The sequence below is a fragment of the Rhizobium sp. BK491 genome (genome assembly GCF_014194925.1).
Classification (GTDB): Bacteria; Pseudomonadota; Alphaproteobacteria; order Rhizobiales; family Rhizobiaceae; genus Rhizobium.
The window spans coordinates 1-21,097 of record NZ_JACIAR010000023.1 but is presented as its reverse complement, the minus strand read 5'-3'; the positions used below and the strand labels follow the sequence as shown (position 1 = coordinate 21,097).

18 protein-coding genes and 5 pseudogenes are annotated in these 21,097 nt (G+C 54.4%); 13 read left to right on the top strand and 10 right to left on the bottom strand.

Going from position 1 to position 21,097, the window contains the following annotated elements; genetic code table 11:
- From FHX05_RS29520 to FHX05_RS29500, 5 genes and pseudogenes are all read right to left on the bottom strand, one after another.
- Positions 1-292, bottom strand: a pseudogene (locus FHX05_RS29520) (histidine kinase); the annotation flags it as partial.
- A gap of 449 nt (positions 293-741) precedes the next feature.
- Positions 742-837, bottom strand: a pseudogene (locus tag FHX05_RS29515) (IS6 family transposase); the annotation flags it as partial.
- 146 nt (positions 838-983) lie between these two features.
- Positions 984-2,822 (bottom strand): sensor domain-containing phosphodiesterase, encoded by a 1,839-nt coding sequence (locus FHX05_RS29510; RefSeq protein ID WP_183876381.1) that lies wholly within the window; start codon positions 2,820-2,822, stop codon positions 984-986.
- 100 nt (positions 2,823-2,922) lie between these two features.
- Positions 2,923-3,173, bottom strand: a pseudogene (locus FHX05_RS29505) (methyl-accepting chemotaxis protein); the annotation flags it as partial.
- A 455-nt stretch (positions 3,174-3,628) separates the two neighbouring features.
- Entirely contained in the window at positions 3,629-4,135 is a 507-nt protein-coding gene (locus FHX05_RS29500; protein WP_246699162.1) for a hypothetical protein, read from the bottom strand.
- Between the two features lie 209 nt (positions 4,136-4,344).
- On the opposite strand from FHX05_RS29500, the gene FHX05_RS29495 reads away from it, so the two are divergent.
- Together FHX05_RS29495 and FHX05_RS29490 are read left to right on the top strand one after the other, a co-directional pair.
- The gene (locus FHX05_RS29495) at positions 4,345-4,581 is read left to right on the top strand and encodes a hypothetical protein (RefSeq protein WP_112339763.1); all 237 of its coding nucleotides are present in this window, start codon (positions 4,345-4,347) and stop codon (positions 4,579-4,581) included.
- A gap of 112 nt (positions 4,582-4,693) precedes the next feature.
- Complete coding sequence (locus tag FHX05_RS29490; RefSeq protein ID WP_183876380.1) at positions 4,694-4,885, top strand: hypothetical protein; 192 nt, start codon at positions 4,694-4,696, stop codon at positions 4,883-4,885.
- A gap of 97 nt (positions 4,886-4,982) precedes the next feature.
- Here FHX05_RS29490 and FHX05_RS29485 read toward each other — a convergent pair whose 3' ends face one another.
- Both FHX05_RS29485 and FHX05_RS29480 read right to left on the bottom strand, forming a co-directional pair.
- Positions 4,983-5,315 (bottom strand): DHCW motif cupin fold protein, encoded by a 333-nt coding sequence (locus tag FHX05_RS29485; RefSeq protein WP_183876379.1) that lies wholly within the window; start codon positions 5,313-5,315, stop codon positions 4,983-4,985.
- 71 nt (positions 5,316-5,386) lie between these two features.
- Entirely contained in the window at positions 5,387-5,980 is a 594-nt protein-coding gene (locus FHX05_RS29480; RefSeq protein WP_183876384.1) for a class I SAM-dependent methyltransferase, read from the bottom strand.
- A gap of 383 nt (positions 5,981-6,363) precedes the next feature.
- Here FHX05_RS29480 and FHX05_RS29475 point away from each other — a divergent pair, with 383 nt between their 5' ends.
- From FHX05_RS29475 to FHX05_RS29465, 4 genes and pseudogenes are all read left to right on the top strand, one after another.
- Positions 6,364-6,993 carry a glutathione S-transferase gene (locus FHX05_RS29475; protein WP_210295039.1) on the top strand — a complete coding sequence of 210 codons (630 nt, stop codon included), beginning with the start codon at positions 6,364-6,366 and terminating at the stop codon, positions 6,991-6,993.
- 166 nt (positions 6,994-7,159) lie between these two features.
- Positions 7,160-7,429, top strand: a pseudogene (locus tag FHX05_RS30915) (AraC family transcriptional regulator); the annotation flags it as partial.
- Positions 7,430-7,674: 245 nt separating this feature from the next.
- Positions 7,675-7,986: a GyrI-like domain-containing protein gene (locus FHX05_RS30690; RefSeq protein WP_348648364.1), complete on the top strand. Its 312-nt coding sequence runs from the start codon at positions 7,675-7,677 to the stop codon at positions 7,984-7,986.
- 103 nt (positions 7,987-8,089) lie between these two features.
- On the top strand, positions 8,090-9,064 hold the full coding sequence (locus FHX05_RS29465) for an alpha/beta fold hydrolase (protein WP_183876378.1): 975 nt from the start codon (positions 8,090-8,092) through the stop codon (positions 9,062-9,064).
- Between the two features lie 679 nt (positions 9,065-9,743).
- Here FHX05_RS29465 and FHX05_RS29460 read toward each other — a convergent pair.
- Positions 9,744-10,694, bottom strand: coding sequence for a helix-turn-helix domain-containing protein (locus FHX05_RS29460; RefSeq protein WP_183715357.1), 951 nt, complete (start codon positions 10,692-10,694; stop codon positions 9,744-9,746).
- 146 nt (positions 10,695-10,840) lie between these two features.
- Between FHX05_RS29460 and FHX05_RS29455 the strand changes: the two genes are divergently transcribed.
- From FHX05_RS29455 to FHX05_RS29430, 6 genes and pseudogenes are all read left to right on the top strand, one after another.
- Positions 10,841-12,199, top strand: coding sequence for an aminotransferase (locus tag FHX05_RS29455; RefSeq protein ID WP_183715355.1), 1,359 nt, complete (start codon positions 10,841-10,843; stop codon positions 12,197-12,199).
- Between the two features lie 29 nt (positions 12,200-12,228).
- The gene (locus FHX05_RS29450; protein ID WP_183715353.1) at positions 12,229-13,260 is read left to right on the top strand and encodes an extracellular solute-binding protein; all 1,032 of its coding nucleotides are present in this window, start codon (positions 12,229-12,231) and stop codon (positions 13,258-13,260) included.
- A 21-nt stretch (positions 13,261-13,281) separates the two neighbouring features.
- Complete coding sequence (locus FHX05_RS29445; protein WP_183876377.1) at positions 13,282-14,448, top strand: ABC transporter permease subunit; 1,167 nt, start codon at positions 13,282-13,284, stop codon at positions 14,446-14,448.
- A complete protein-coding gene (locus FHX05_RS29440) occupies positions 14,445-15,275 on the top strand; it encodes an ABC transporter permease (RefSeq protein WP_183715349.1) in 831 nt (276 codons plus the stop codon). Before FHX05_RS29445 ends, FHX05_RS29440 begins: the two co-directional genes overlap by 4 nt.
- Complete coding sequence (locus FHX05_RS29435; RefSeq protein WP_348648363.1) at positions 15,272-16,399, top strand: ABC transporter ATP-binding protein; 1,128 nt, start codon at positions 15,272-15,274, stop codon at positions 16,397-16,399. Before FHX05_RS29440 ends, FHX05_RS29435 begins: the two co-directional genes overlap by 4 nt.
- A 560-nt stretch (positions 16,400-16,959) precedes the next feature.
- Positions 16,960-17,474 (top strand): annotated as a pseudogene (locus tag FHX05_RS29430) (transposase); the annotation flags it as partial.
- 459 nt (positions 17,475-17,933) lie between these two features.
- On the opposite strand, the gene FHX05_RS29425 reads toward FHX05_RS29430, so the two are convergent.
- Positions 17,934-18,680, bottom strand: a complete 747-nt coding sequence (locus FHX05_RS29425; protein ID WP_183715347.1) for an SDR family oxidoreductase — start codon at positions 18,678-18,680, stop codon at positions 17,934-17,936.
- Between the two features lie 222 nt (positions 18,681-18,902).
- Positions 18,903-19,877, bottom strand: coding sequence for an AraC family transcriptional regulator (locus tag FHX05_RS29420; protein ID WP_183715345.1), 975 nt, complete (start codon positions 19,875-19,877; stop codon positions 18,903-18,905).
- 234 nt (positions 19,878-20,111) lie between these two features.
- Here FHX05_RS29420 and FHX05_RS29415 point away from each other — a divergent pair.
- Positions 20,112-21,097, top strand: a 986-nt coding sequence (locus FHX05_RS29415; protein ID WP_183876382.1) for a sugar ABC transporter substrate-binding protein, incomplete at its 3' end; no start/stop codon positions are given.

Here is a 21,097-nt window from a genome sequence, read left to right as displayed (position 1 = left end):
CAGGTGTCTCCTTTTGGGTAGATGGGTCGATCGTTACTTTGTTCTTTGCGAGAAAATCGATTGCACCGGTAACAACTTTCTCCATGGATTTGCCGTTGGCGACCTCGACTGAAAGGTAGACCGCAGAATCGTCAGAGGTCCCCTGAACGCCACCGTCGGTTTCCTCCGGCTTCCAGCTATCCGGAATGGTGATACTTGCGACGGGCTTGTCACCGGGAAATGTCAAAGTCGCAGCCTGCGCCCCGAAAGGAGACGCTAATACAAACAAGGCCAATGCAAAGATTTTCTTCATGGTAGAATCCTTAGAACTTAAAACCGACATACAGGACGGCCATGGGGCTTCTAAATACAACATATTAAGATCTTAACCATTTTGCCAAACAAAGTAGCAAATTTAACTGCAATAATCCAAACCGATATATATTCAGTTATTATTGACGCGCTAAACAACAGAACAATTTCTAATCGCTGGCCGTTTGCTCATACTTGATAAGTATGTAATGATATTTAGGCCTCGGATGTGAAATTTCTTACAAGAATTCAGGCCAATTCCCATCTTGCGATAGCCCGGAGTCGGTGGGAAATAACAAAGAATTTCACAGTCCTGTCCGCCCTTTGCCGAGGTAACTTTTGGGGGAAGGGCCTGGTAGAATCTCGACCTCAGCCGGCCCCACGGAGGCAATTAAGGAGATGCTCGCGGCAATCTTCAAAGTTGCGCCTGATCGTCTCTTTGCGGTCGGCCTCGAGATCACGGTAGCTGATGCCGTAGCGGCAATACCATCGCACCGTCCAAAGGATAATCACGCCCTCAAAATGACGCCATTTGAAATCGTTCATTAAAAATCTCGCTGAAAATCTGCGGCCCTCTTTCGGACATCAACGCGGTTTTTGCAACAGTGCCACCGGCCTTCGGTCAGCAGCACGCAAACCTCTTACCCAGCCATTCTGTCTGAGCAGGATCGACTTGCCGCGCACGCGCCCCGTCAACGCGACCGGCCAACGTGCCGCAGGCCGTCCTGTGGCTTTTCACCGACGACCTTGTCCGTCTTCTGACCGTGGGTCCGGAGCAGCACAGCCATTTCGGACGCGGGCATCGCCTTGGCATAAAGATAGCCTTGGCCAAGGGTGCAGCCACGGGCCAGGAGTATGTCGGCCTGCGCTGGGGTTTCCACACCTTCTGCGACCACAGGGACTCCCATTCGCCTGGCGATGTGGAGTATGCCTTCGACAATTGCTATGCCGACATCATCGTCACCCAAACGATCGGTAAACGATTTGTCGATCTTGATCACGTCGACCGGGATTGTGATCAGGTGTGTGAGCGAGGCAAAGCCAGTGCCGAAGTCATCCAGCGCAATCTTGAAGCCAGCCGCACGCATCGCGGCTATCTTCTTGGCAACGATCTGATCTCGTCCGCCGAGATAAACGGATTCGGTCACCTCAAGAATTGCATGATGGAGCGGAACTCCCTCTCGTTCGAACGCGGCTTGGAGACTCTGCGGAAAATCCTCGCATTGAAAATCCGCGGCTGAGAGATTGATGCCCACATGCTGGATTGGAATGCCCGATCTAAGCCAGTGACCGATGTCCATCGAAATGCAGTTGATCATCAAGCGTGTGAGGGATGCCGCCACATGGGCGTCTTTCGTTGCTTCCTGGAAAACGGCGGCCGGCAACACTTCGCCGCTCGCCAGACGTAGGCGCGCCAAAGCTTCGACGCCGACGATCTCTCCGGTATCGATGCGGACGATCGGTTGGTACCAAGCTTCGATTCGTTCGTCCCTCAAGGCCGCCGCGACGGTCTGCACAACTTCGTAGCGCTTTGCGATTGTCGAAGTCAGAGCCGCGTCGTAGGTGACGAAGCCGCCGCGAACTGTGTCCTTTGCATGGTAAAGGGCGAGGTCGGCGAGATGGCGGATTTCTTCAGTCGAATGTCTTTGCTCAGAATGCGCGATTCCGACGGTGATAGATGGAAACACCGTATGACCGGCGCATATAGTCGGCTGATGGACCTTCCGGGCAAATTCAGTGGCGATTTCTTCCGCTTCAGTGACCGAAGCGTGATCAAGGACGATTGCGAACTCGTCGCCCCCCAGACGATAGACGGCTCGAGGGCTGACGACGCTCAGCAACCCTCGTGCGACCGATGCAATCAGGTCGTCGCCCGCCGCATGGCCGAATGTGTCGTTGACGATCTTCAAATTATCGACGTCGACAAGCAGAAGCGCCCAGTCGCCCGGCGACATTTCGTCCATCGCGACGTTGAACCTTGCGCGATTTGGTAGCCCGGTCAGGATGTCGGTGAAGGCAAGTCGGCGGTGCTCCCGCAAACGCTCGTGCCGCTCCAGCGCAATCATGCAAAGCGGCAAACAGCTTTCTACGATAGCTTGCTCAAGCAAAGACGGTGCACGCGCATACCGAAAATAGAGTGCGAATGTGCCAAGGATTTTGCCCTTGCTACCAAAGATCGGGCTCGAATAACATGCCCTGAGGCTGTGCGGCAATGCGAGGGCCTTGAAATCAGCCCATCGAGGATCTTGCTCGATATCATCAACGATCACCGCTTCGCCAAAAAATGCCGCAGACCCACACGAACCGACCGCCGGGCCGATTTCGACATCATCAAGCGCCATTGAGTAGCTTAAAGGCAAGCCGGGCGCAGCACATGGGTGTAGGCGTCCCTGATCATCCAAGGTTAGTACCGATGCAACAGCGCCCGGCAGGAGGTGCTCGACCTCGACGCAAAGTCTCTCCAAGGTCGCTTGGAGCTCGTCGCCCTGCGCAACCATTCTGAGGATGATGTTCTGCAGGCCCAGTAACATTGATGTCTCCATGCGGCTGGAAGACATTGAACCTAGCTAAGGTTGCAGATTACTTATCGCCGGGCAGAAATTCAATGGTTTTTGCTGAATGGGAGCTTTCCAGTGTTCGAACCTCGTTAGCCAAACTGTAGTTTGCAGCTATAGCCTCTTCGACCGTAGCCGCGTTCTTCTGCGTATCCTGGTCCAATTGATTGACGGCCGTGTTGATCTGCTGAAGCCTGGAAGACTGCTCTTGAGCTGATTCCACGATTGCGGAGACATGGTGCTTGATTTCCTGCACCTCCGCCACGATGGTCTCGAGACCGTTCCGGTATCGCCGACGAGCTGCATGCTCTGCTGGAGTAACTCTGAGCCATAGAACATCGACCCAAGCGTGTGGTGGAAGCACCGATGAGGAAAGGGCGATATCGAGAGGGGTGCGTCCGACGGCAATATAAGGGGCAACCTTCGGACGCTGCACTGTCCAACCCGAGGGTGGCATTCAGGCCGGCAATTAGAATATTAGCATCTACCATTGGTTTAGTTGAGCTACCCGTTTGGGTTGGTGCTACTGGCGTTCCGGTGCGTTCGCGTCAATCGTGCCGCCGCTCCTTCGATCAAGGCTTTCCGGCCGATGCGGCGAGGAACCTGCCAGTACGGCGGCTGGAACTGCGCGTAGGATGGGCGGATGCCTATGCCGGAGGATACTGTGTTCGTTAGGTCGGCGTAGGCGGCCAGCCCTTTTTGATTGGCTCCCAGCTTCGCGAAGACAAAGCCCGCGCGAAGCGGGCTCAGCATTGCATGTAGCGAGATTTTAAGCCTCCGCCTTAATCGTCTGCTTTGGCCGGGGCTTTTCTCGGGCCAAGCTTCGCCCGCGGGGCTCTGGTGGGAGACTTCACTGATGCGGACTTGGCTGCCTTGGATTGCGCCTTTGCCGCACTCAATACCGCCGCGCGGCGGGCGCGGTTTTCCTCGAGCGCTTTCTGAAAACCCAAATCCTCTTCAGCATGCTGGGCGAGATCATCGAGAAACTCGGCCACTTCCTTTGCCGTCTCCACGACGACGTAGCTCAGCCCCTGCCCTGCGCTGATCGCGTCGCGGCCAATGCTCACGCCAAAACCGCCGGGAACGCGCTGGAACCAGCTTGAGCGCCATTTGTTGAACCCAGCAGGATCGCGTTCATACGCTTCCAGATAATCCTTCTGCTCTGCGACCCTTAACCTAAACGTCTCAACGACATTCCGTGCGCCAGCCTTCGGTTTATCCGCCTTCCGGGCAGACCATTTCTCGATAAAATCCGTCACTACCATACGCTCCATGGTTTTGAGTTGCATTGTCGAAAGACCCTGCATCTCCCAACAGGCTGACCCTAATCGATCAGGTTTGGCAATAACAGGTCAATGATTTGCATCCGCGTCGTTGATTTTCGTGGCTTGGCTCGTCTGCCGGATGATCGTGGCAGGGTTATTCTCCAAAGTTCCCTTGCCCGGTTGTTCGTATGGGACTTCCGCCATATCTTCTCCGCGACGGAATGTCTGTCGTCATGAAGAAGGAGTTGCACATGCCAGGAAAAGGATGGTTGATCGGTTTTGCAGATCAGTCGAAGCGGCAGTGTCGCGAACAACTCCGGCAAAACATCGCCACGGCGGTGGAGGAACTCCTAGATGACGGATGGGAGCCCGAACGCATAGCAGACGCTCTGATGGAACTCGCGGATGATTATATGGACATCGTGATCGGTGACACAGCGGTCCACGCGCCATCCAGGCGAAGCCACTGATAGTCGCCACGACGTCGAATAGCAGTGGGTATGGCCTACCCGGCTGTGCTAAATGCTTCTGATCGGGCAACCGACGTTTTAGATTTGGGGGATCATTTTCGTCGGATAGGCCATGACGTCTCAGCTGGACATGTTTTTGGAGAATGCGCAGTCCGTTCGCAGAACGTCGGCGCCAAGCCTGCGCGCTCGGCACGGCGGCTCTGCTCCCGACGAAGCCGAGATGGTGCGGATCCTGCAAGCGACCGGACGCTACCAGATCCTGAGAACACTCGGCGCGAGCCTCCGCGACCAGGTCAAGTGTTAAGTATTTGCCCGGAACTTGGGATCTTCAGCTTGGATCGCCCACCACCTTTAACTCATGGTGTATTGGCCCGCATTCCGGCATTTGCTCTTTTCGACGATCAGTCCACAATGAACAGTTTCACACCCGTTCTGGTGAAGGATCGGTGGGCAGCATCACCAAAATCAGAGACCTGGTAACTCATGCCTGGCTTCAGCTTGAACTTCCGACCATCCTGGAGCTCGGTTTCGAGCTCACCTTCCAGGACAAGGAGAACGTGGCCGCGATCGCACCAATGATCGGCGAGGTATCCGGCTGAGTATTCGACCATGCGCACCCGCAGGTCGCCGATGTTAACCGTGCGCCATGTGGCGCTTCCGATCTCTCCTTCATGTACGGTGGGAGCCACCTCGCTCCAGTCCGTGATTGTGAAAGGACAGGCGGGAATTTTCATGTGTTCAACTCCTGGTGCTTCACTGGCCGACGGGATATCGGCCAGGGCTAAATTGATTGGTAATAATCGTGCTAGATTGCTGATGTTCTTGCCACGATACGGCGCACCATCTTGCCGGACGAAGCACTCTCGAGCTGTTCGTCAAGCAGGACCGTAGCAGCATCCAGCACGCCCCGCACCAGATCGCCGTCGAAGTTTGCATACAGACGCCCATGCTTATCCCGGCGGCTGCCGGTCTCATTCAGACGCCAACTGAGATATAGCGTTCCGTCAGGTTCGAGAAGGGAAAGCAGCCGGCGCACCGCATCCGATATCATTGCGGGTGCAAGATGCATGATAACCGTCTCGCAAAGAACATTCGCGAACGCGCCACTTGCGACTCCCTCAAGCGCGGGGAGAGCGCTACACTCGAAGTGGAGATCTGGATAGAGGCGGCGCGCCTCGGCCAATAGTCCTTCAGATGGATCGTAGCCGATTGCGGAAAAGCCGTTTTGGCAAAGCCATGCTGTGTCACGACCGCTTCCACAGCCGATATCCGCCGTTAGCCCCGGCCTGAAAAATCGCCGAACCACCTCTTGAAGATCTGTCGGCGTGGACTGTGCTTGCCAGTCGGCTGCAAAAAGCGCCGCGTTACGGTCGTAGGCCTCTAAAGTTGATCGGTCCATCGCTGTCACTGGTCTGCCATGAGAAAAGCAGCACAACCTAGGCAATCTTAAGAAACGGATCAATCGGCCACGGGGTACACGTGGGTCGTAAATACAATCTTATGATGTCTGCTGTCTTAGGCTGAACGGCGACAGCTTGAAATATTGCAAGCTTGATCGTTCAAGTATGCAGTCAATTCATCACGAAATTCGAAACTGGGGTGAATCATGAAGCAAATCAATACCTACACATTTTTCCGCGCCGGCAATTCGCCGGCACCGCCAGGCGATTGGCCACCGCACCGAGCGGAGAGACGCGAAGTTTGTTGTCGCAATGACATTTTTGCTGCGTGCAAGCACGCGAGCCCTCAGTTACCCAAGATTCCAGTACATCGGAGTGGATTATGACTGTTCTTCGTATTCTCGGCAGGGTGTCGTCTATCAATGTTCGTAAGGTGTTATGGACGTGTGACGAGATAGGCATCGATTATGTGCGCGAGGACTGGGGGCTTGGATTTTCGTCAACCGCACAGCCGACGTTCCTCGCTCTCAATCCAAACGGACTGGTGCCGGTTGTCGAAAGCGAAGAAGGCGTGTTGTGGGAGTCCAATACGATCTGCCGCTACCTCGCATCCAAATACGGCTGCGAGGATCTCCTACCTCTGAGCCCCTGGCCGAGAGCTCTGGTCGAAAGATGGATGGACTGGCAGGCGACCGATCTGAACAGTGCCTGGCGCGGTGCCTTTCTTGGTTTGGTTCGAAAGGATGCGGCTTACGCGGAACCCGCAGTGATTGCCGCAAGCACCTGCGATTGGAATAGCAAAATGGAAATTCTGGAAAAGCAGCTTTCGTCGGGAATGCCTTTCGTTGCGGGTGAGGAATTCACCGTCGCCGATATCGTGATCGGCCTCTCGGTCAATCGCTGGCTCAAAACACCCATCGAACGCCCCCGGCTGCGCGCTGTCGCCGCCTACTTCGCGCGTGTTCAGGAACGTCCAGCATTTCGGCGCGGCGATTACGGTGCGCTGGCTTGACGGGTAAGTTGATAGAGCCTCTGGAACTATGAAGGATGCTACCGCACACCGAATGGATCGCCGCGCGAAAGCGAGCTGAGCACGTTGCGACTAAGAGCAGACAGCAGAGCAAAATCCGCAATTGCTGCACCACGTCGCCGCACAAGTCGTGCTAAGGCTCGATGCCATGAAAACCGTTACAGAACAAAACTATCGTCGGCGCATTGCCCGGGTCATCGAAGCGATCATGGTCGATCCAGCAGCACCCCATTCCGTCGAAAGCCTGGCGGCGGTCGCCCATTTTTCGCCGTTCCATTTTCACAGGATCTATCGGGCGATGACAGGCGAAAGCGTAGCCGCCACAATCCGCAGGGTGCGGCTTGCGCAGGCCGCAAATCAATTGGCCGCGAGTCCTGCTACGGTCACCGAGGCGGCGCTTGAGGCAGGCTATGACAGCTCGCAGAGCTTCGCCCGCGCCTTTCGCGGCATGACCGGCCTCACGCCGACTGCATTCCAGTTGCAACAACAGGCGATCACTGCAAATCTGCCCACCGTTATGGTCGACGATCGACCTCCCGCAACACTCTTTGGATTGCGTCACGAAGGGCCGGCCCAGACGATACCGCACACCTATCGCCGGCTTGCGCAAAGGCTGACGGAGCACGGGCGCGCCTGGCATGACATGACACGTATCGGCATCGGATCCGGCGATCCCGAACAGGGGGCGGGGTCTGGTACTTTGCCGCTGTCATACTTTCGCCGGACGATGTCGCGGCCGAGGGGCTGGAGCAGCGTGATCTGCCCGGCGGCCTCTACGCCTGCTATCGGCTCATGGGTTCATATACCCTTATTTCACCGACCTTTCAGACGCTCTTCGGCGGCTGGCTGCCGCAGAGCGGTTACGAGCCTGACGACCGCCCGATAATCGAGCTCTACCTCAACCATCCGGCCAAGGTGATGGAGCACGAAATAGCCACCGATCTGCTGATCCCGCTGCGTCACATCGTAGCCTGAACTGTTCGAGATCAGATTTCCGAACGGAACATGCCGGCCATCAGTGCCGGCGTGTCGATATCACTCCCCCTTGCCTCCCCTGATCCTGTTCCCGGAGAAGAAAATGCGTTTCTTGAAGATTGGATTTCTCTTAGCCCTTGGTCTGACGGCCTCATCGGCTCGAGCGGCCGGTCTGACGTCCATTCAGGTTCCTGCAACGGCGGACAATCCGGCCCTGAGCGCCTTTGTATGGTCGCCCTGCGCGATGCCGCCGAAGGAGGTGAAGCTTGGACCGATGACTGTGGCTGCCGTCCGCAACTGCCCGATTGCCGGCAGCAGGCTGCCGCTCGTCGTCATCTCGCATGGGCACGGTGGAGGTTCCCTCAATCACCACGATATCGCGGAAACGTTGGCCGATGCCGGCTTCCTGGTGGTGGCGCTCAATCATCCCGGCGATAATTTTTCCAATCTCAACCGGTCGGGCGATATCTCGATCATGTTTCAGCGGCCCCGGGACGTTAAGCGCTTAATCGACTTCCTGGTAACGGACTGGCCGCAGGCGGAAAAAATAGATCCGGACCGCATCGGTTTCTTTGGCTTTTCCCGTGGCGGATATACGGGGCTCGTGCTTGCGGGCGCGGTCCCCGACTTTCATGACGCCACGGTTCCCTGTCCGGAGCCTGCTCCGATCTGTGGCGAGATACGCCGCAACGAAATACCGGCAGAACCGCTTTCCCGAGATCCCCGCATAAAAGCTTTGGCTCTTGCCGATCCGCTGAGCTTCTTTTCGACGAAGGAAAGCCTGAAGGCAATTGACGTTCCGATCCAACTCTGGAGTTCGGAGCATGGCGGTGATGGCGTGCTGCCGAGCAATGTCGGCGCGCTGGCGGTTAATCTGCCTCACAAGCCGGACTTCCACGTCGTGCCCGGTTCGGCCCATTTCGCCTTTCTGGCACCATGCCCACCCGCCCTGGCCAACTCGCAGTCTGAAATCTGCACGGATCAGGCGGGATTTGATCGGGTCGCGTTTCACAGGTCGCTCGATGCTACCGTCCTCGAATTCTTCCGTCAGACTCTCGGTCCTGCATCCGCAAATTAAGGATATAACGGGAATAACAGGAGTACGCCTTGACGTTACGCTTGCGGACGGAGGCGTCGAGCGACCGTGGCGGCAAAGGGGAGCGGGTATCTCTCGCTCGCCTTTGCTTTGGTTGCAGGCGCTTTGACCGGAGGCCCTCAGCTCTGCTCCAGGAAGTTCGCGATCAGGCTCGAGATGGTTTCCGGGGCTGAAAATGGATACAGCTTCACGCCAGATCACCATTACCGAAAAGTTTGCGACAGAACCGTTGGCTCAAAGCCCTTGAAAATACGAGCTTGGTTTTGCGCTACTTAGGCGGATGTCTGTTGTCAGAAATCATAATAAAAATATTGTAAATCAATATCTTAGATAAAAACAGATAATCCAGTTTATGGAACTCTTGGGCGCGCTGCCGTTAGCTGGTTCGACAAGATCCCGCAGCGCGCCGAGTCTTTCGCTTGCTCCCGCAAGTAGATGGGTTTCAAGGGACAATCCAAGGAGGATGCAAGATTTCAAGGTGTTTGTGCCAAATTCATGAACTGAAGTGGATGCCTCTTTTGCCGGCACGGGATTCGAGCCGATCTCTCATTGGGATTGCGGGGCTCATTGGAGACCGACTAAGGCGGCTTCGAGACGAGCTCTAGACGACCGCGGAACCGCTGACGAGCTTAAAAACGGCTGACCATCATTTAGCAATGGCTTACATTGCCGGCAATTCCGCCACGCAACCTTGGAACTTTTGAAGCGTCTGATTTGGGCTTTCTCCGAACAGCATTCGGTAACTTGTTGAGAAGCGTCCAAGATGATTGAACGAGGAACAAAGAGCTGCGTCGGTAACGCTCGTAAAGGCATTGCTTTCGAGATCTCTGCGCGCTTTGTTCAGCCGTGCAAGTTTAAGCCATCGAAGCGGAGAAATCCCAAGCACCTCTTGAAATGCATATTGCAGGATCCTCGGACTTACTCTGCATGTCCTTTGCATTAGCGCCAATGTCGCTCGTTCGACACCTGCCTCGTCGGCAGCGTCACATGACGCACGGACTATCCGTTTCCGATCTATTCTCCAAGATGATTTTGAATCCAACGGGGAGCCGTCCTGTGAGATTGCCCGAGCGCATTGCGCAACGATGTACCCCACGGTTCGTCGGCAGAACGCATCATCAGACAGTATTTCGGGTTTTGCCTTTATCAGTGCGAGCAATCCGTCTAACCGTTCGAACAAAGCAGACACATTGCCCACCGCAATCGAACCTGTTTTTGGGCACTTCATTTCCAGCTCGTCCAGAGCACCGAAGAGCATTTGCTGTCTCATAGTAACGACAACGATATGAGACGCCCGCTCAGTCATCGCATGATAGCGCGTACCGCTCCACATCAGGCCCACACGGTTTTGCTCCCTTTTCTCATCGAGGTGGACGATCTGATTTGGAACTGAGGGTATTGAAAAAGCGACGAAACCTTCCGGTGGACTTGCCCGCTGTTCCACCTGCGAGGTCATCATTTCCCTGGCCAACATGAGATCCTCAAAATCGACCATTTCAGTGGTGCCACTAAATTCACCACTAGAGATTTGGTTGTAACGCTGGTCCCATTGGTCCAGTGATCGAGCCTGCTCATTCACGCTTCGTGAAAGCGTTTGTGATACCTTCACCATTTTAGTCCCCATTTTTTATTTTATAATCGATTTGCTAAATGCTAATTTTATTTCGGTGAAGCGTCAAGTTTCACCGTTCGCAAAGCGGATAGCGGGCTTCCGGGACCAGCGTAACATTTCCGAAAACCAGGCTACGCAGAGGCAACATGAGAAATATTCCTGAAAGCGCTGTTATTCACCCATTCACAAATCTGGAGGCGTTGAAGACAAAGCCGCCCCTAGTGATGAAGACCGGCAAGGGCGTTTTCGTCGCGAATGACGATGGTGCCGTGTATCTGGAGGCAATGGCCGGCTTGTGGTGCGTGTCGCTAGGGTTCAGCGAGCCTCGGCTCGCCGACGCTGCCTATCGGCAAATGAGCGAACTCCCATTTTACCATATTTTCATGTCGTCGTCACACGCGCCGGCCGATCGGCTGGCTCGTGAATTGATTGACCGTGCACCGAGCAACCTCACGAGAGTATTCTTCTCGACATCCGGTTCTGAGGCAAACGAGACGGCGATTAAGCTCGTATGGAAATACAATAACCTGCGCGGTAAACCCAACCGTAAGAAAATCATTTCTCGCAAAGACGGCTATCACGGTTCAACGACAATGGCGGCCAGCCTGTGCGGTCTACCGAATATGCATGATGGCTTCGATTTGCCTGCGGCAATCTCGCGGCACACAGACAGCCCGCATTATTGGCGTTACGCGGCGGCGGGTGAAACCGAGCAGGAGTTCTCGAAGCGACTAGCCCACAGCCTTGAAGCGCTGATCCTGTCGGAAGGCCCAGAAACCATCGGTGCGTTCATTGCTGAGCCGATAATGGGAGCGGGAGGAGTTATAGTTCCTCCCGAAGGCTATTTCGAAGCAATCGTGCCGGTTTTGAAGAAACACGGCATCTTGTTGATCGCTGACGAAATCATATGTGGATTTGGGCGCACAGGTGAATACTGGGGCTCAGATCTCTATGGTTTGCGTCCAGACATTTTGACGTGCGGAAAGCAGATCTCCTCTGGCTACCAGCCGATATCCGCAACCCTTCTTACGGAGGAATTGTACGACGCTCTGGCCGAAGAAACGGGTCGGGCAGGAGGACTTTCCCACGGCTTCACGCATTCTGGGCATCCCGTCTGTGCGGCTGTCGCTCTCGAAGCGATTAAGATCTACGACGAACGAAAAATTGTCGAGCATGTGAAGGACATTGGCCACTACCTCCAGGATAGACTGCGAGAGACGTTTCTTGGAAAGCCGTTTGTAGGTGAAGTTCGCGGTATTGGCTTGCTGGCTGCGGTGCAACTCTCACCAGACCGGACGCCCCTTACTACGTTCGCGCAATCCGCTGGGGCTATTCTGTCAAGCCGCGCGCTCGAAGAGAAAATTATCGTTAGAGGCGTGAAGGACTCTATCGTCATGAGTCCCCCTCTCATCATTGACCGAGACCAAATCGATACGCTCGTAAAAGGTCTCGCGGCTGCTCACGAGGCGACAGTCCGTGTGCTGGAGGGAAATGTTACTAATTGATCCAACTAAAACGAAAGGGGAACATAAAAATGAAAATTGTAAATTCCGTGGCTTTTTGCCTCTCATTGTTGGTGCCGATTGGCGCGCACGCATCTGAGTCTCTCACTGTCGTCGACTGGGGTGGCATATTCCAGGAAGGCCTCAAGCAGGTTCTGTACGACCCATATACACGGCAGACGGGAAATCAGATTGTCCTTGACACCTGGCAAGGCGGCATTGGTACGTTGCGAGCGAAGCTTGCTAGCGGCGTATCCAACTGGGACGTTATTGAGGTCGAAGCAGAGGAGGAAGCTCTCGGATGCCAAGATGGACTCTTCAAGCCGATCAATTGGGAGGTTGTTGGCTACAAGTCCGATTATATTCCGGGCGCGGCGACTGAGTGTGGCGTGGGAACCATTCTTTGGAGCGTCGGATTGGCTTGGAACAAGGATAAGACTGTAGAAGCACCGAAAAGTTGGAAGGACTTTTTCGATCTAAAGAAATATCCGGGCAAAAGGTCGCTTCGCCGCGGCCCAAAATACGCGCTGGAAATCGCTCTACTTGGTGACGGCGTTGCACCTGCCGACCTGTATAAGGTCCTAAATACTCCAGAAGGTGTCGACAGAGCGTTCGCCAAGCTCGATACTATCAAGGACAACTTGATCTTTTGGGAAGGTGGATCGCAACCCATCCAGACGCTGACATCCGGCGACACCGTTCTCAGCGCGATCTACTCATCCGACTTTCTGAAGTCACAGCAGGATGGCGTGAATGTGGGAATGCTCTGGGACGAGAGTTTCTATCAGACCGATTACTGGGTGGTAGCGGCAAACGCACCGGAGAAGGAGACCAACGAATTCTTAGCGCTTTGGTCAAAACCAGAGACCCAGGCTTCGTTCGTTAAGATCCGTGATTACGGTCCTGCGAACTCAAAAGCGGTACCTTTAATTGACAAAACCCGTCTTAAAGACTTGCCCATCGCGCCCGAGAACATCGCGCATGCGATACAAACTGACTCGGGGTTTTGGGTAGCGCATATTGAGGAGTTGAACGCGCGCTTTGAGCAGTGGTCTTCCAAATAGTTTAGTCTCCCGGACAAATCGATGAGCAAGATTACAAAAGCATATCTCCTGTGCGCGCCCATGCTTGTGTTCCTCGCTGTCTTCTTCTTCGCACCTGTCTCAGTGATGCTCTCGAAGTCAGTATGGGATACACGGGTAGTAAACGCGTTGCCGGAGACTGTAGAAAGCCTGAGGGGGTGGGATCATCACTCGCCCCCGGGTGCCCCGACTTACGCCTCTTTCGGTCGCGATATTATGAAAGCGAGTCCGGGTGCGCTCTCAGATCTCGGAGCGCGATTGAACCAGGACATTCCCGGGTTTAGAGGTTTGATGTCTAAGACGTCACGTTCCCTGAGAACTGGAAAAGAAGATGGTCTGACAGCGCAAGATTTTGAGGCTATATCGCCAGTTTGGTCCGAACCTGCGACTTGGGCTGCCATCGCTGATGCATCCTCGCCATGGACACTTCGTTATCTCCTGGCATCGATCGACCTTCGAGTGGTGGATGGAAGACTTGAATATATAGACAGACGCGATGCAATCTACCGCGATGTGCTCCTGCGATCTTTGTGGGTCAGTTTCGTAACAGCGATATTAACGATCTGCGTCTCCTACCCGTTAGCATACTATATGTCGCTCCGAAGTGAGAAGATACAGAATATCCTGTTCATACTCGTCTTGCTTCCGTTCTGGACGTCCACACTGGTGAACACATTCGCCTGGTTTAGCTTCTTTAAACAAGGCGGCGTTCTCTCAGTGGTCGCAAGTTCTCTTTTTGGCTTGGAGTCTGTGCCGTCGCTCTTGTTCACCCGCACCGCGGTTTACATTGGATTTGTGCAGCTATTGATGCCGGTAGCAACTCTGCCAATGTTCGCTGGGATGAAAAACATCTCGCCTAACTACGTCAAGGCGGCCCTTTCGCTTGGAGCCTCTCCCGCTTCCGCTTTTTGGAAAGTCTATTTTCCCCTTACGTACCCGGTTATCGGCGCGGCTGGTATGCTGGTTTTTGCGTTATCGTTGGGCAACTATGTACTTCCGCTGGTTTTAGGTGGCAGCGCAGATCAGATGGTGTCCTCGTTCATCTCTCTTTTCACCGTGAAGACTTCTAATGAACCAATGGCTGCGGCGTTGTCGGTTTGGTTGCTCGCTGCAACAATTTGCGGATTCTCAATCTACGGCTACATGCTCAGCAGGAGTCGCACGCGATGAGCGTTTCCGAATTCCCGAACCAAGTCATCGCAACAAGACGCTGGGATAGAATCTCGACCAGGGTCTCAGCATGGCGTATCGTCTGTTGCCTCATCTTGACTTTTCTTCTATTACCCGTCGCCCTGATCGTCTTGCTTTCATTCAGCCCGAACAGGTTTATGGCCTTGCCCCTGAGCGGAGGCTCATTGGAGTGGTGGGCTGAATTCTGGACGACGGAACGATGGTTGCATTCACTTGGCAACAGCGCGTTTGTCGGCCTCTGCGCGACCGCAATCGCTACCACATTAGGCACTATGGCTGCGATCGGACTAAAGGCACTAAATAGTCGCCCAGCAGCGGTCCTGCGCGCAATTTGCGCTTTCCCAATCATCACTCCAACCGTAGTATTCGCGGTAAGCGCATATGTGTCTTATGCGCCTATTGGATTGGCTAACTCCTATCTAGGACTCATTGTCACGCACGCTGCAATATCGGCGCCTATTGTGTTGATCACGGTCTCGGGTGTGCTTGAAGGATATGATGAAAATTTGACTAGGGCCGCACTATCTCTGGGTGCGTCACCAAGGCAGGCGTTCGTCAAGATTGTCTTGCCCCTCACGCTGCCAGGCCTATTGGCCGGAAGTTTCTTTGCTCTTGCTATATCCCTCGATGAAGTGGTCATTTCTGGGATGCTCGCCGGGCCTCAACAGAAGACGCTTCCGCTAGAACTCTTTGCCGGACTTCGTGATGGTGCCTCTCCCGTTATGGCGGTCGCCGCAACGATCCTAGTGGCTACCTCCATTTTGTTCACGCTCGTTTTGGAATTGCTCAAGAGGCGTAATCAATGACCATCCATCAAAACCTTCGCTACAGAGGCAGCGCACCGATGAACGCACATACGCCCAGTCCGTTGCTGACGCTGTCGGGGATCAGCAAATCCTATGATGCGAGACATCTAGCGGTAACAGATGTTGATCTCCGTGTGGAAAAGGGCGAGTTCATATCGTTCCTTGGTCCATCCGGCAGCGGTAAGACATCCACTCTCATGATGGTGGCGGGCTTCGAAACACCCTCGACTGGAACGATCCATCTAGAAGGCACCAATATAACAGAGCTTGCTCCTCAACATCGGGGTATGGGGATGGTCTTCCAGAATTATGCACTCTTCCCACATATGACCGTAGCTCAGAATGTAGCATTTCCCCTCGCGATTCGGGGGCGGCCGAGGGACGAAATTGCGGCCCGCGTCACGAAGTCATTGGAGATGGTTCACCTCGGCAAGGTGATGGATCGGAAGCCGGGTCAGTTGTCAGGAGGCCAACAGCAGCGTGTGGCAATCGCCCGAGCGTTGGTCTTTAATCCTAAGCTAGTCTTGATGGATGAACCACTGGGCGCCCTTGATCGGCAGTTGCGAGAAGAGATGCAACTTGAACTCTCACGACTCCACAGGGAGCTCGCCCTGACGGTGCTTTATGTTACCCATGATCAGTCTGAGGCAATGACCATGTCTGATCGCGTTGCAGTCTTCAATCAGGGGCGAATTGTGCAACTTGACACGCCTAAAGCCATCTACTCGGAGCCTGCCGACAGCTTTGTTGCGGGCTTCGTCGGCGACAATAATTGTCTGTATGCAACGGTGAAGCACGCGTCTTCGCAATGGATCATCTTAGAACTGCCCGGCGGCCAGCAGTTGCGCGCCCATGCGAGCCAACCTTTCCAACATGGACAACAAGTTAACGCATTCATTCGATGTGAAGATTTGTTTTACGTGACCACAAACACTCCCGACCAACAAGAGCTTTCTGGGGTCGTTATCAGCCGCGTTTTCCATGGAGATCACTACCGAAACATTATTGAACTTGGATCGAACAGAGTAACGCTCAAGACCGCAAGGGGCCAAGAGCAACCTGCTCAGGGCGAACGTTGCACATTTGCTGTTAACACGTCGTCGATCTCGATCTTCCCTTTATAATCCGACGGCAGCTAGCATTTGAACAGCCGGCAACGATTGATGAAATTGCCGGCACTTTTCCTTTGTACGGGAAGCGGCAACATGGCACGAAACAGACCGCCTCTTTGTTTCCACAACGAAATCCATTTCTAACTGCATATCGTCCGGTGTTATGACGGCTGGTGCGGAAAAGACTCGCACGGTCGATGTTGCCATCAAGCTATGCGGCTAGAGCGCATATTGCCCAACTTCAAAATTCACGGGAGAGCCGGATACGATCGTAGCGATCGAGGCACTCGTTTTTAGATCTGCAAAAAAAGTACCGATTTGCCGTCGCGACTGCGCCTGGGTATTTCCCGTTTGGGTATCGTTAGGCCCATAGGTTCAATAACCCGGACACGCTTCCCGAATTGCTCTTACGACGAGCGCGTGTCAATACCGGGGCAATACATGGGGTAATCGCGGCGCGATCCCTGCGGCCATGTTCCTGGATGATGGCGGATTTGGCTGGTTGCCCCCGATAAGATGGAAGTACGGGGTCACGATTCGAACCGGGCCCAAGCATCAAATGGGAGGCAACCATGGACCAATATATGGGACTCGACGTTTCGTTGAAAAATACTGCGATTGCCATTCGAGAAGATGGTAAGCGGATCTGGCGAGGAAAAGGGCCCTCAGATCCGCATGTCCTGGCGCAGATGATCCGCAAGCATGCCCCGAACGTCAAGCGCATCGTCTTCGAGACCGGGCCGCTCTCGACGTGGTTCTATCATGCACTGACTGCGGAAGGACTGCCCGCGATTTGCATCGAAGCTCGGCACGCGCAGAAGGTTCTGGATGAGACACTCAACAAGACGGATGCGAATGATGCGGATGGCCTGGCCCAGCTAGCCGAAGCCGGTTTCTACAAAGAGGTTCGGGTCAAATCATTCGACAGCATGCTAACGCGGACGCTGGTCGGGGCACGCAATCAGCTCCTGAGCATCTCAACTCAGCTCAGCAACCAGATCCGGGGGTATTGAAGAGGTTTGGTCTGATCGTTCCCAAAAGTAAAGGCCGGGCATTTGATGGTCATGTGAGAGAGCTTTTGAGCGGCTATGATGATCTTGCGCTCTTTAAGACTGCGCGCAATACATAGGAAGATCGCAACCTGCGAAGACCCATTATGCGGCGACCTTTGTCGACCGCGGAGACAACCCTGCTCCCGGCACGGGATAGCTCATGAAGATGACATGGCCGCTGAGGGCTCGAACCAAAGATCAGCTCCGTATTGGGTTGCCTGGCCGCAACCCGATTGGGATAACGCATTGCAAGAACTGCCTTGACGGGTGGGGTGCGATTAGACAACTCCCAACGTGTTGCCTAGTTGGGGCGTCAGAAAGCGATATAAAAACGCATCAGTCCAGTATATACACGGTTCGGCCCCTTCCACATTTACATGGTGTCAGGCACGAACCAGCTGCCTTTTGACGGGGTAGATCCTCACCCGCGGAATTTTACTATCGGAAGACGCAGGGGGCCGCCTGCCTTCAAGAAGGAAGGGCGGCCCAGGCCATCAAACTTGCGCCATCCCTCCGTCAACGAATAGTTCGGCGCCAGTGATGAAGCTGCTGTCATCGCTGGCCAAGAACAGGACCGCCTTGGCAATATCTTCGGGAAGGCCGATGCGGCCAAGCGGGATAGATTGAACGAAGTACGATAACACTTCACCGACTTGCGGACCGGAACCGAGCGAGTCGCGTAGACCGGGGGTGTCGATTGGCCCGGGGCTCACCGCGTTGACCCTAATTCCTTGGCCCTTTAGGTCAGCCGACCAGCTCCGAGCAAACGACCTAACGGCAGCTTTACTAGCGGCCATAATGCTAACGGCTGGCCATCCTTTGATGCCCAGTATTCCTGCGTTCAAAATGATGGAACCACCGCCTTTCATCAGTGGAAGAGCCCCCTGGACTGTTAGAATTGTGCCTAAAATGTTCGTCGAAAAGACTTGGTTATACAAATCCTCCGTTATCGCCCCTAGTGGCGCCTGACCGACAGCGCCTACGTTTGGAAACACTACGTCCAGTCTGCCCGCTTCGTTTCCTATCGTCTGAAAGAGAGCGTCCAAATCTTTGTGGTTCGTGGCGTCGCCGGTCACCCCCGTGACGCTAGGCCCAAGCTGCGAAGCTACGGAAGCCACCTCGTCTTTGTTCCTACCCGTGATGAAAACACGGGCACCTTCCGCTGCGAAAAGCGCAGCAGTCGCTCGACCAATGCCACGTGTTCCACCGGTTACTAGTGCGACCTTCTGTTCAAGTTTCATATCGGTATGCCTTTTAATGTTCGAACCTTTGGCAGCAAACCCGAAGAGATTGACAACATGCGCCCGAAGTAGCGATGAGGTATCACAACGACCAAACTGCCAGCAGGTGTTATTGTAGACTTGGCGCGTGGAACGATGAATGCTCAGACGTACAACTTACATGCGCGAGCGTTCACGAAATGTAGTGGTCGCAATTTACGGCTATGAAGAGGGCTCGAAGGGTTATTTCGTGTAATCGGCTATCGGGAGTCGACTAAGGTAGTGCGTAGGCGCCAAACCGAAAACTCTCTTGAAAGCACTGCTAAAGGCAGCTTCTGACGCATAGCCGGCTGTTTCAGCCAGTTTAGAGAGCGGGGTTCCGTCCCTTAGCCCACGCTCGGCTAGCCTCATCCGCCATTCTTTCAGGTAAGTCAGCGGAGGAATACCAGCCGCTAACTTAAAGCGGACAGCGAATCCTGTGCGCGAAAGTCCTGCGACTTTAGCTAATTCTGTCAGGGTCCAGGCGTGACCGGGGTCAGCATGCATGACAGTGAGTGCTGTGGCTAGATTGGGATCGCCCAGAGCCCTCAGCCAGCCGATAGGGGTATCGTGCAGGTCAGATATTCGGCTCCGTAATAACTGGAGGAAGATTAACTGCGCTATTGCGTTACTTCCATGTGCTGCGCCCGGCATGCACGTTAGATACTCCTCAACAAGTTGCTCGATAAGAAATGAAAGGGTCCGGGCCTGGGACGAATCTGCGGAAACGTGAATTGCGGGAGGCAATTGCTCCAAAAGCGCGATTCCGCTAATCGAATCTAAATCGACATGGCCAGCAAAAAACATCAAATCGTCGCCGCCGAAATCAACAAGGACCTCGCTCGTGGAAAGCATATCGATCCCATTTTGGACCGGCGCCAGTTCTTGTGCGGCGAGGGTAAACGAGCTTTGTTTCGAAATCAGAAATACGTCGCCTTCCCGCACATGATATTGATGGTCAATACCATCGATTTTCGCGAGGCACTCGCCCCGTGTAACAACAAAGAACTTGATCTTATCGGGGGGTGGAAAGCGCATGGCCCAGTCAGTTCCCGCCTTGAACACGGCAGCACATATGATCCTCGTACCCATCAAGGCGAGGACGGAAGAAAGCGGATCGTTGATCATCCTTAATTTTGGCATAGATTCTACCACGAGTAAATTCTCAGTCGTTCCCATGGTATGTGGTGTCTCATAGAATGACACGCACGGGAATTCATAGTGTACCAGCTCACCCGCTCCAAATTATTTGATATAATTCCAACTCTCAAATGTTCTCCACACGCCGCACTGTGCGTAAAAGTACCAGTTTTTGATTGCTGAAGCGCTAGTTCGTGTGTGCAGATCATCTAATTTCGCCCCCACTCACCTTTGAAGGAATGAACGGCGGTGCGAGGTGAGATGTTTGGGAGGATTCTAATGAAACATTATGTCGTGGGGGCGCTCGGTGCCCTAATTTCGCTTGCCTTCGGCACAACGGTTATGGCCGAGACCTTGACAATAGCTACCGTAAACAACGGCGATATGGTCCGTATGCAGAAGCTTACGGATGATTTCAAAGCCAAGAACCCCGGCATCGACCTGCAATGGGTCACGCTCGAAGAAAACGTATTGCGCCAGAAGGTTACGACCGACATCGCCACCAAGGGCGGCCAGTACGATATCCTGACCATCGGCACCTATGAAGTCCCGATCTGGGCAAAGAAAGGTTGGCTGCTGCCGCTCGACAAGCTTGCCGCCGACAAGGACTACGACGTGAATGACCTTCTTCCGGCCATTCGCAGCGGTCTGACGACCGACGGCAAGCTCTATGCGGCACCGTTCTACGGCGAAAGCTCGATGGTGATGTACCGCAAGGACCTGTTCGAGAAGGCCGGTCTCAAGATGCCGGATGCTCCGACCTGGGACTTCATCGCCGATGCCGCCCGCAAGATCACCGACAAGGACCAAGAAGTCTACGGTATCTGCCTTCGCGGCAAGGCAGGCTGGGGCGAGAACATGGCGTTCCTGACGGCGATGTCGAATTCATTCGGCGCTCGCTGGTTTGATGAGAAGTGGAAGGCGCAGTTCGACCAGCCGGAATGGAAGGACACGCTCGACTTCTACGTCAAGCTGATGAAGGATGCCGGCCCTCCGGGTGCTTCTTCCAACGGCTTCAATGAGAACCTGGCCCTGTTCCAGTCCGGCAAGTGCGGCATGTGGATCGACGCCACCGTTGCTGCCTCCTTCGTTTCCGATCCGAAGGAATCGAAGGTCGCCGACAAGGTCGGCTTCGCTCTGGCTCCGGATAAGGGCCTTGGCAAACGCGGCAACTGGCTCTGGGCATGGAACCTCGCCATCCCGGCTTCCTCGAAGAAGACCGAAGCGGCGGAAAAGTTCATCTCCTGGGCAACCAGCAA

Coding starts and splice junctions, on each gene's coding strand:
- FHX05_RS29435 (WP_348648363.1), top strand. CDS start 15,272: ATGACCATCCATCAAAACCTTCGCTACAGAGGCAGCGCACCGATGAAC.
- FHX05_RS29495 (WP_112339763.1), top strand. CDS start 4,345: ATGAAGAAGGAGTTGCACATGCCAGGAAAAGGATGGTTGATCGGTTTT.
- FHX05_RS29480 (WP_183876384.1), bottom strand. CDS start 5,980: ATGGACCGATCAACTTTAGAGGCCTACGACCGTAACGCGGCGCTTTTT.
- FHX05_RS29450 (WP_183715353.1), top strand. CDS start 12,229: ATGAAAATTGTAAATTCCGTGGCTTTTTGCCTCTCATTGTTGGTGCCG.
- FHX05_RS29510 (WP_183876381.1), bottom strand. CDS start 2,822: ATGTTACTGGGCCTGCAGAACATCATCCTCAGAATGGTTGCGCAGGGC.
- FHX05_RS29460 (WP_183715357.1), bottom strand. CDS start 10,694: ATGGTGAAGGTATCACAAACGCTTTCACGAAGCGTGAATGAGCAGGCT.
- FHX05_RS29440 (WP_183715349.1), top strand. CDS start 14,445: ATGAGCGTTTCCGAATTCCCGAACCAAGTCATCGCAACAAGACGCTGG.
- FHX05_RS29475 (WP_210295039.1), top strand. CDS start 6,364: ATGACTGTTCTTCGTATTCTCGGCAGGGTGTCGTCTATCAATGTTCGT.
- FHX05_RS29490 (WP_183876380.1), top strand. CDS start 4,694: ATGACGTCTCAGCTGGACATGTTTTTGGAGAATGCGCAGTCCGTTCGC.
- FHX05_RS29485 (WP_183876379.1), bottom strand. CDS start 5,315: ATGAAAATTCCCGCCTGTCCTTTCACAATCACGGACTGGAGCGAGGTG.
- FHX05_RS29455 (WP_183715355.1), top strand. CDS start 10,841: ATGAGAAATATTCCTGAAAGCGCTGTTATTCACCCATTCACAAATCTG.
- FHX05_RS29425 (WP_183715347.1), bottom strand. CDS start 18,680: ATGAAACTTGAACAGAAGGTCGCACTAGTAACCGGTGGAACACGTGGC.
- FHX05_RS29500 (WP_246699162.1), bottom strand. CDS start 4,135: ATGCAACTCAAAACCATGGAGCGTATGGTAGTGACGGATTTTATCGAG.
- FHX05_RS29445 (WP_183876377.1), top strand. CDS start 13,282: ATGAGCAAGATTACAAAAGCATATCTCCTGTGCGCGCCCATGCTTGTG.
- FHX05_RS29420 (WP_183715345.1), bottom strand. CDS start 19,877: ATGGGAACGACTGAGAATTTACTCGTGGTAGAATCTATGCCAAAATTA.
- FHX05_RS29465 (WP_183876378.1), top strand. CDS start 8,090: ATGCGTTTCTTGAAGATTGGATTTCTCTTAGCCCTTGGTCTGACGGCC.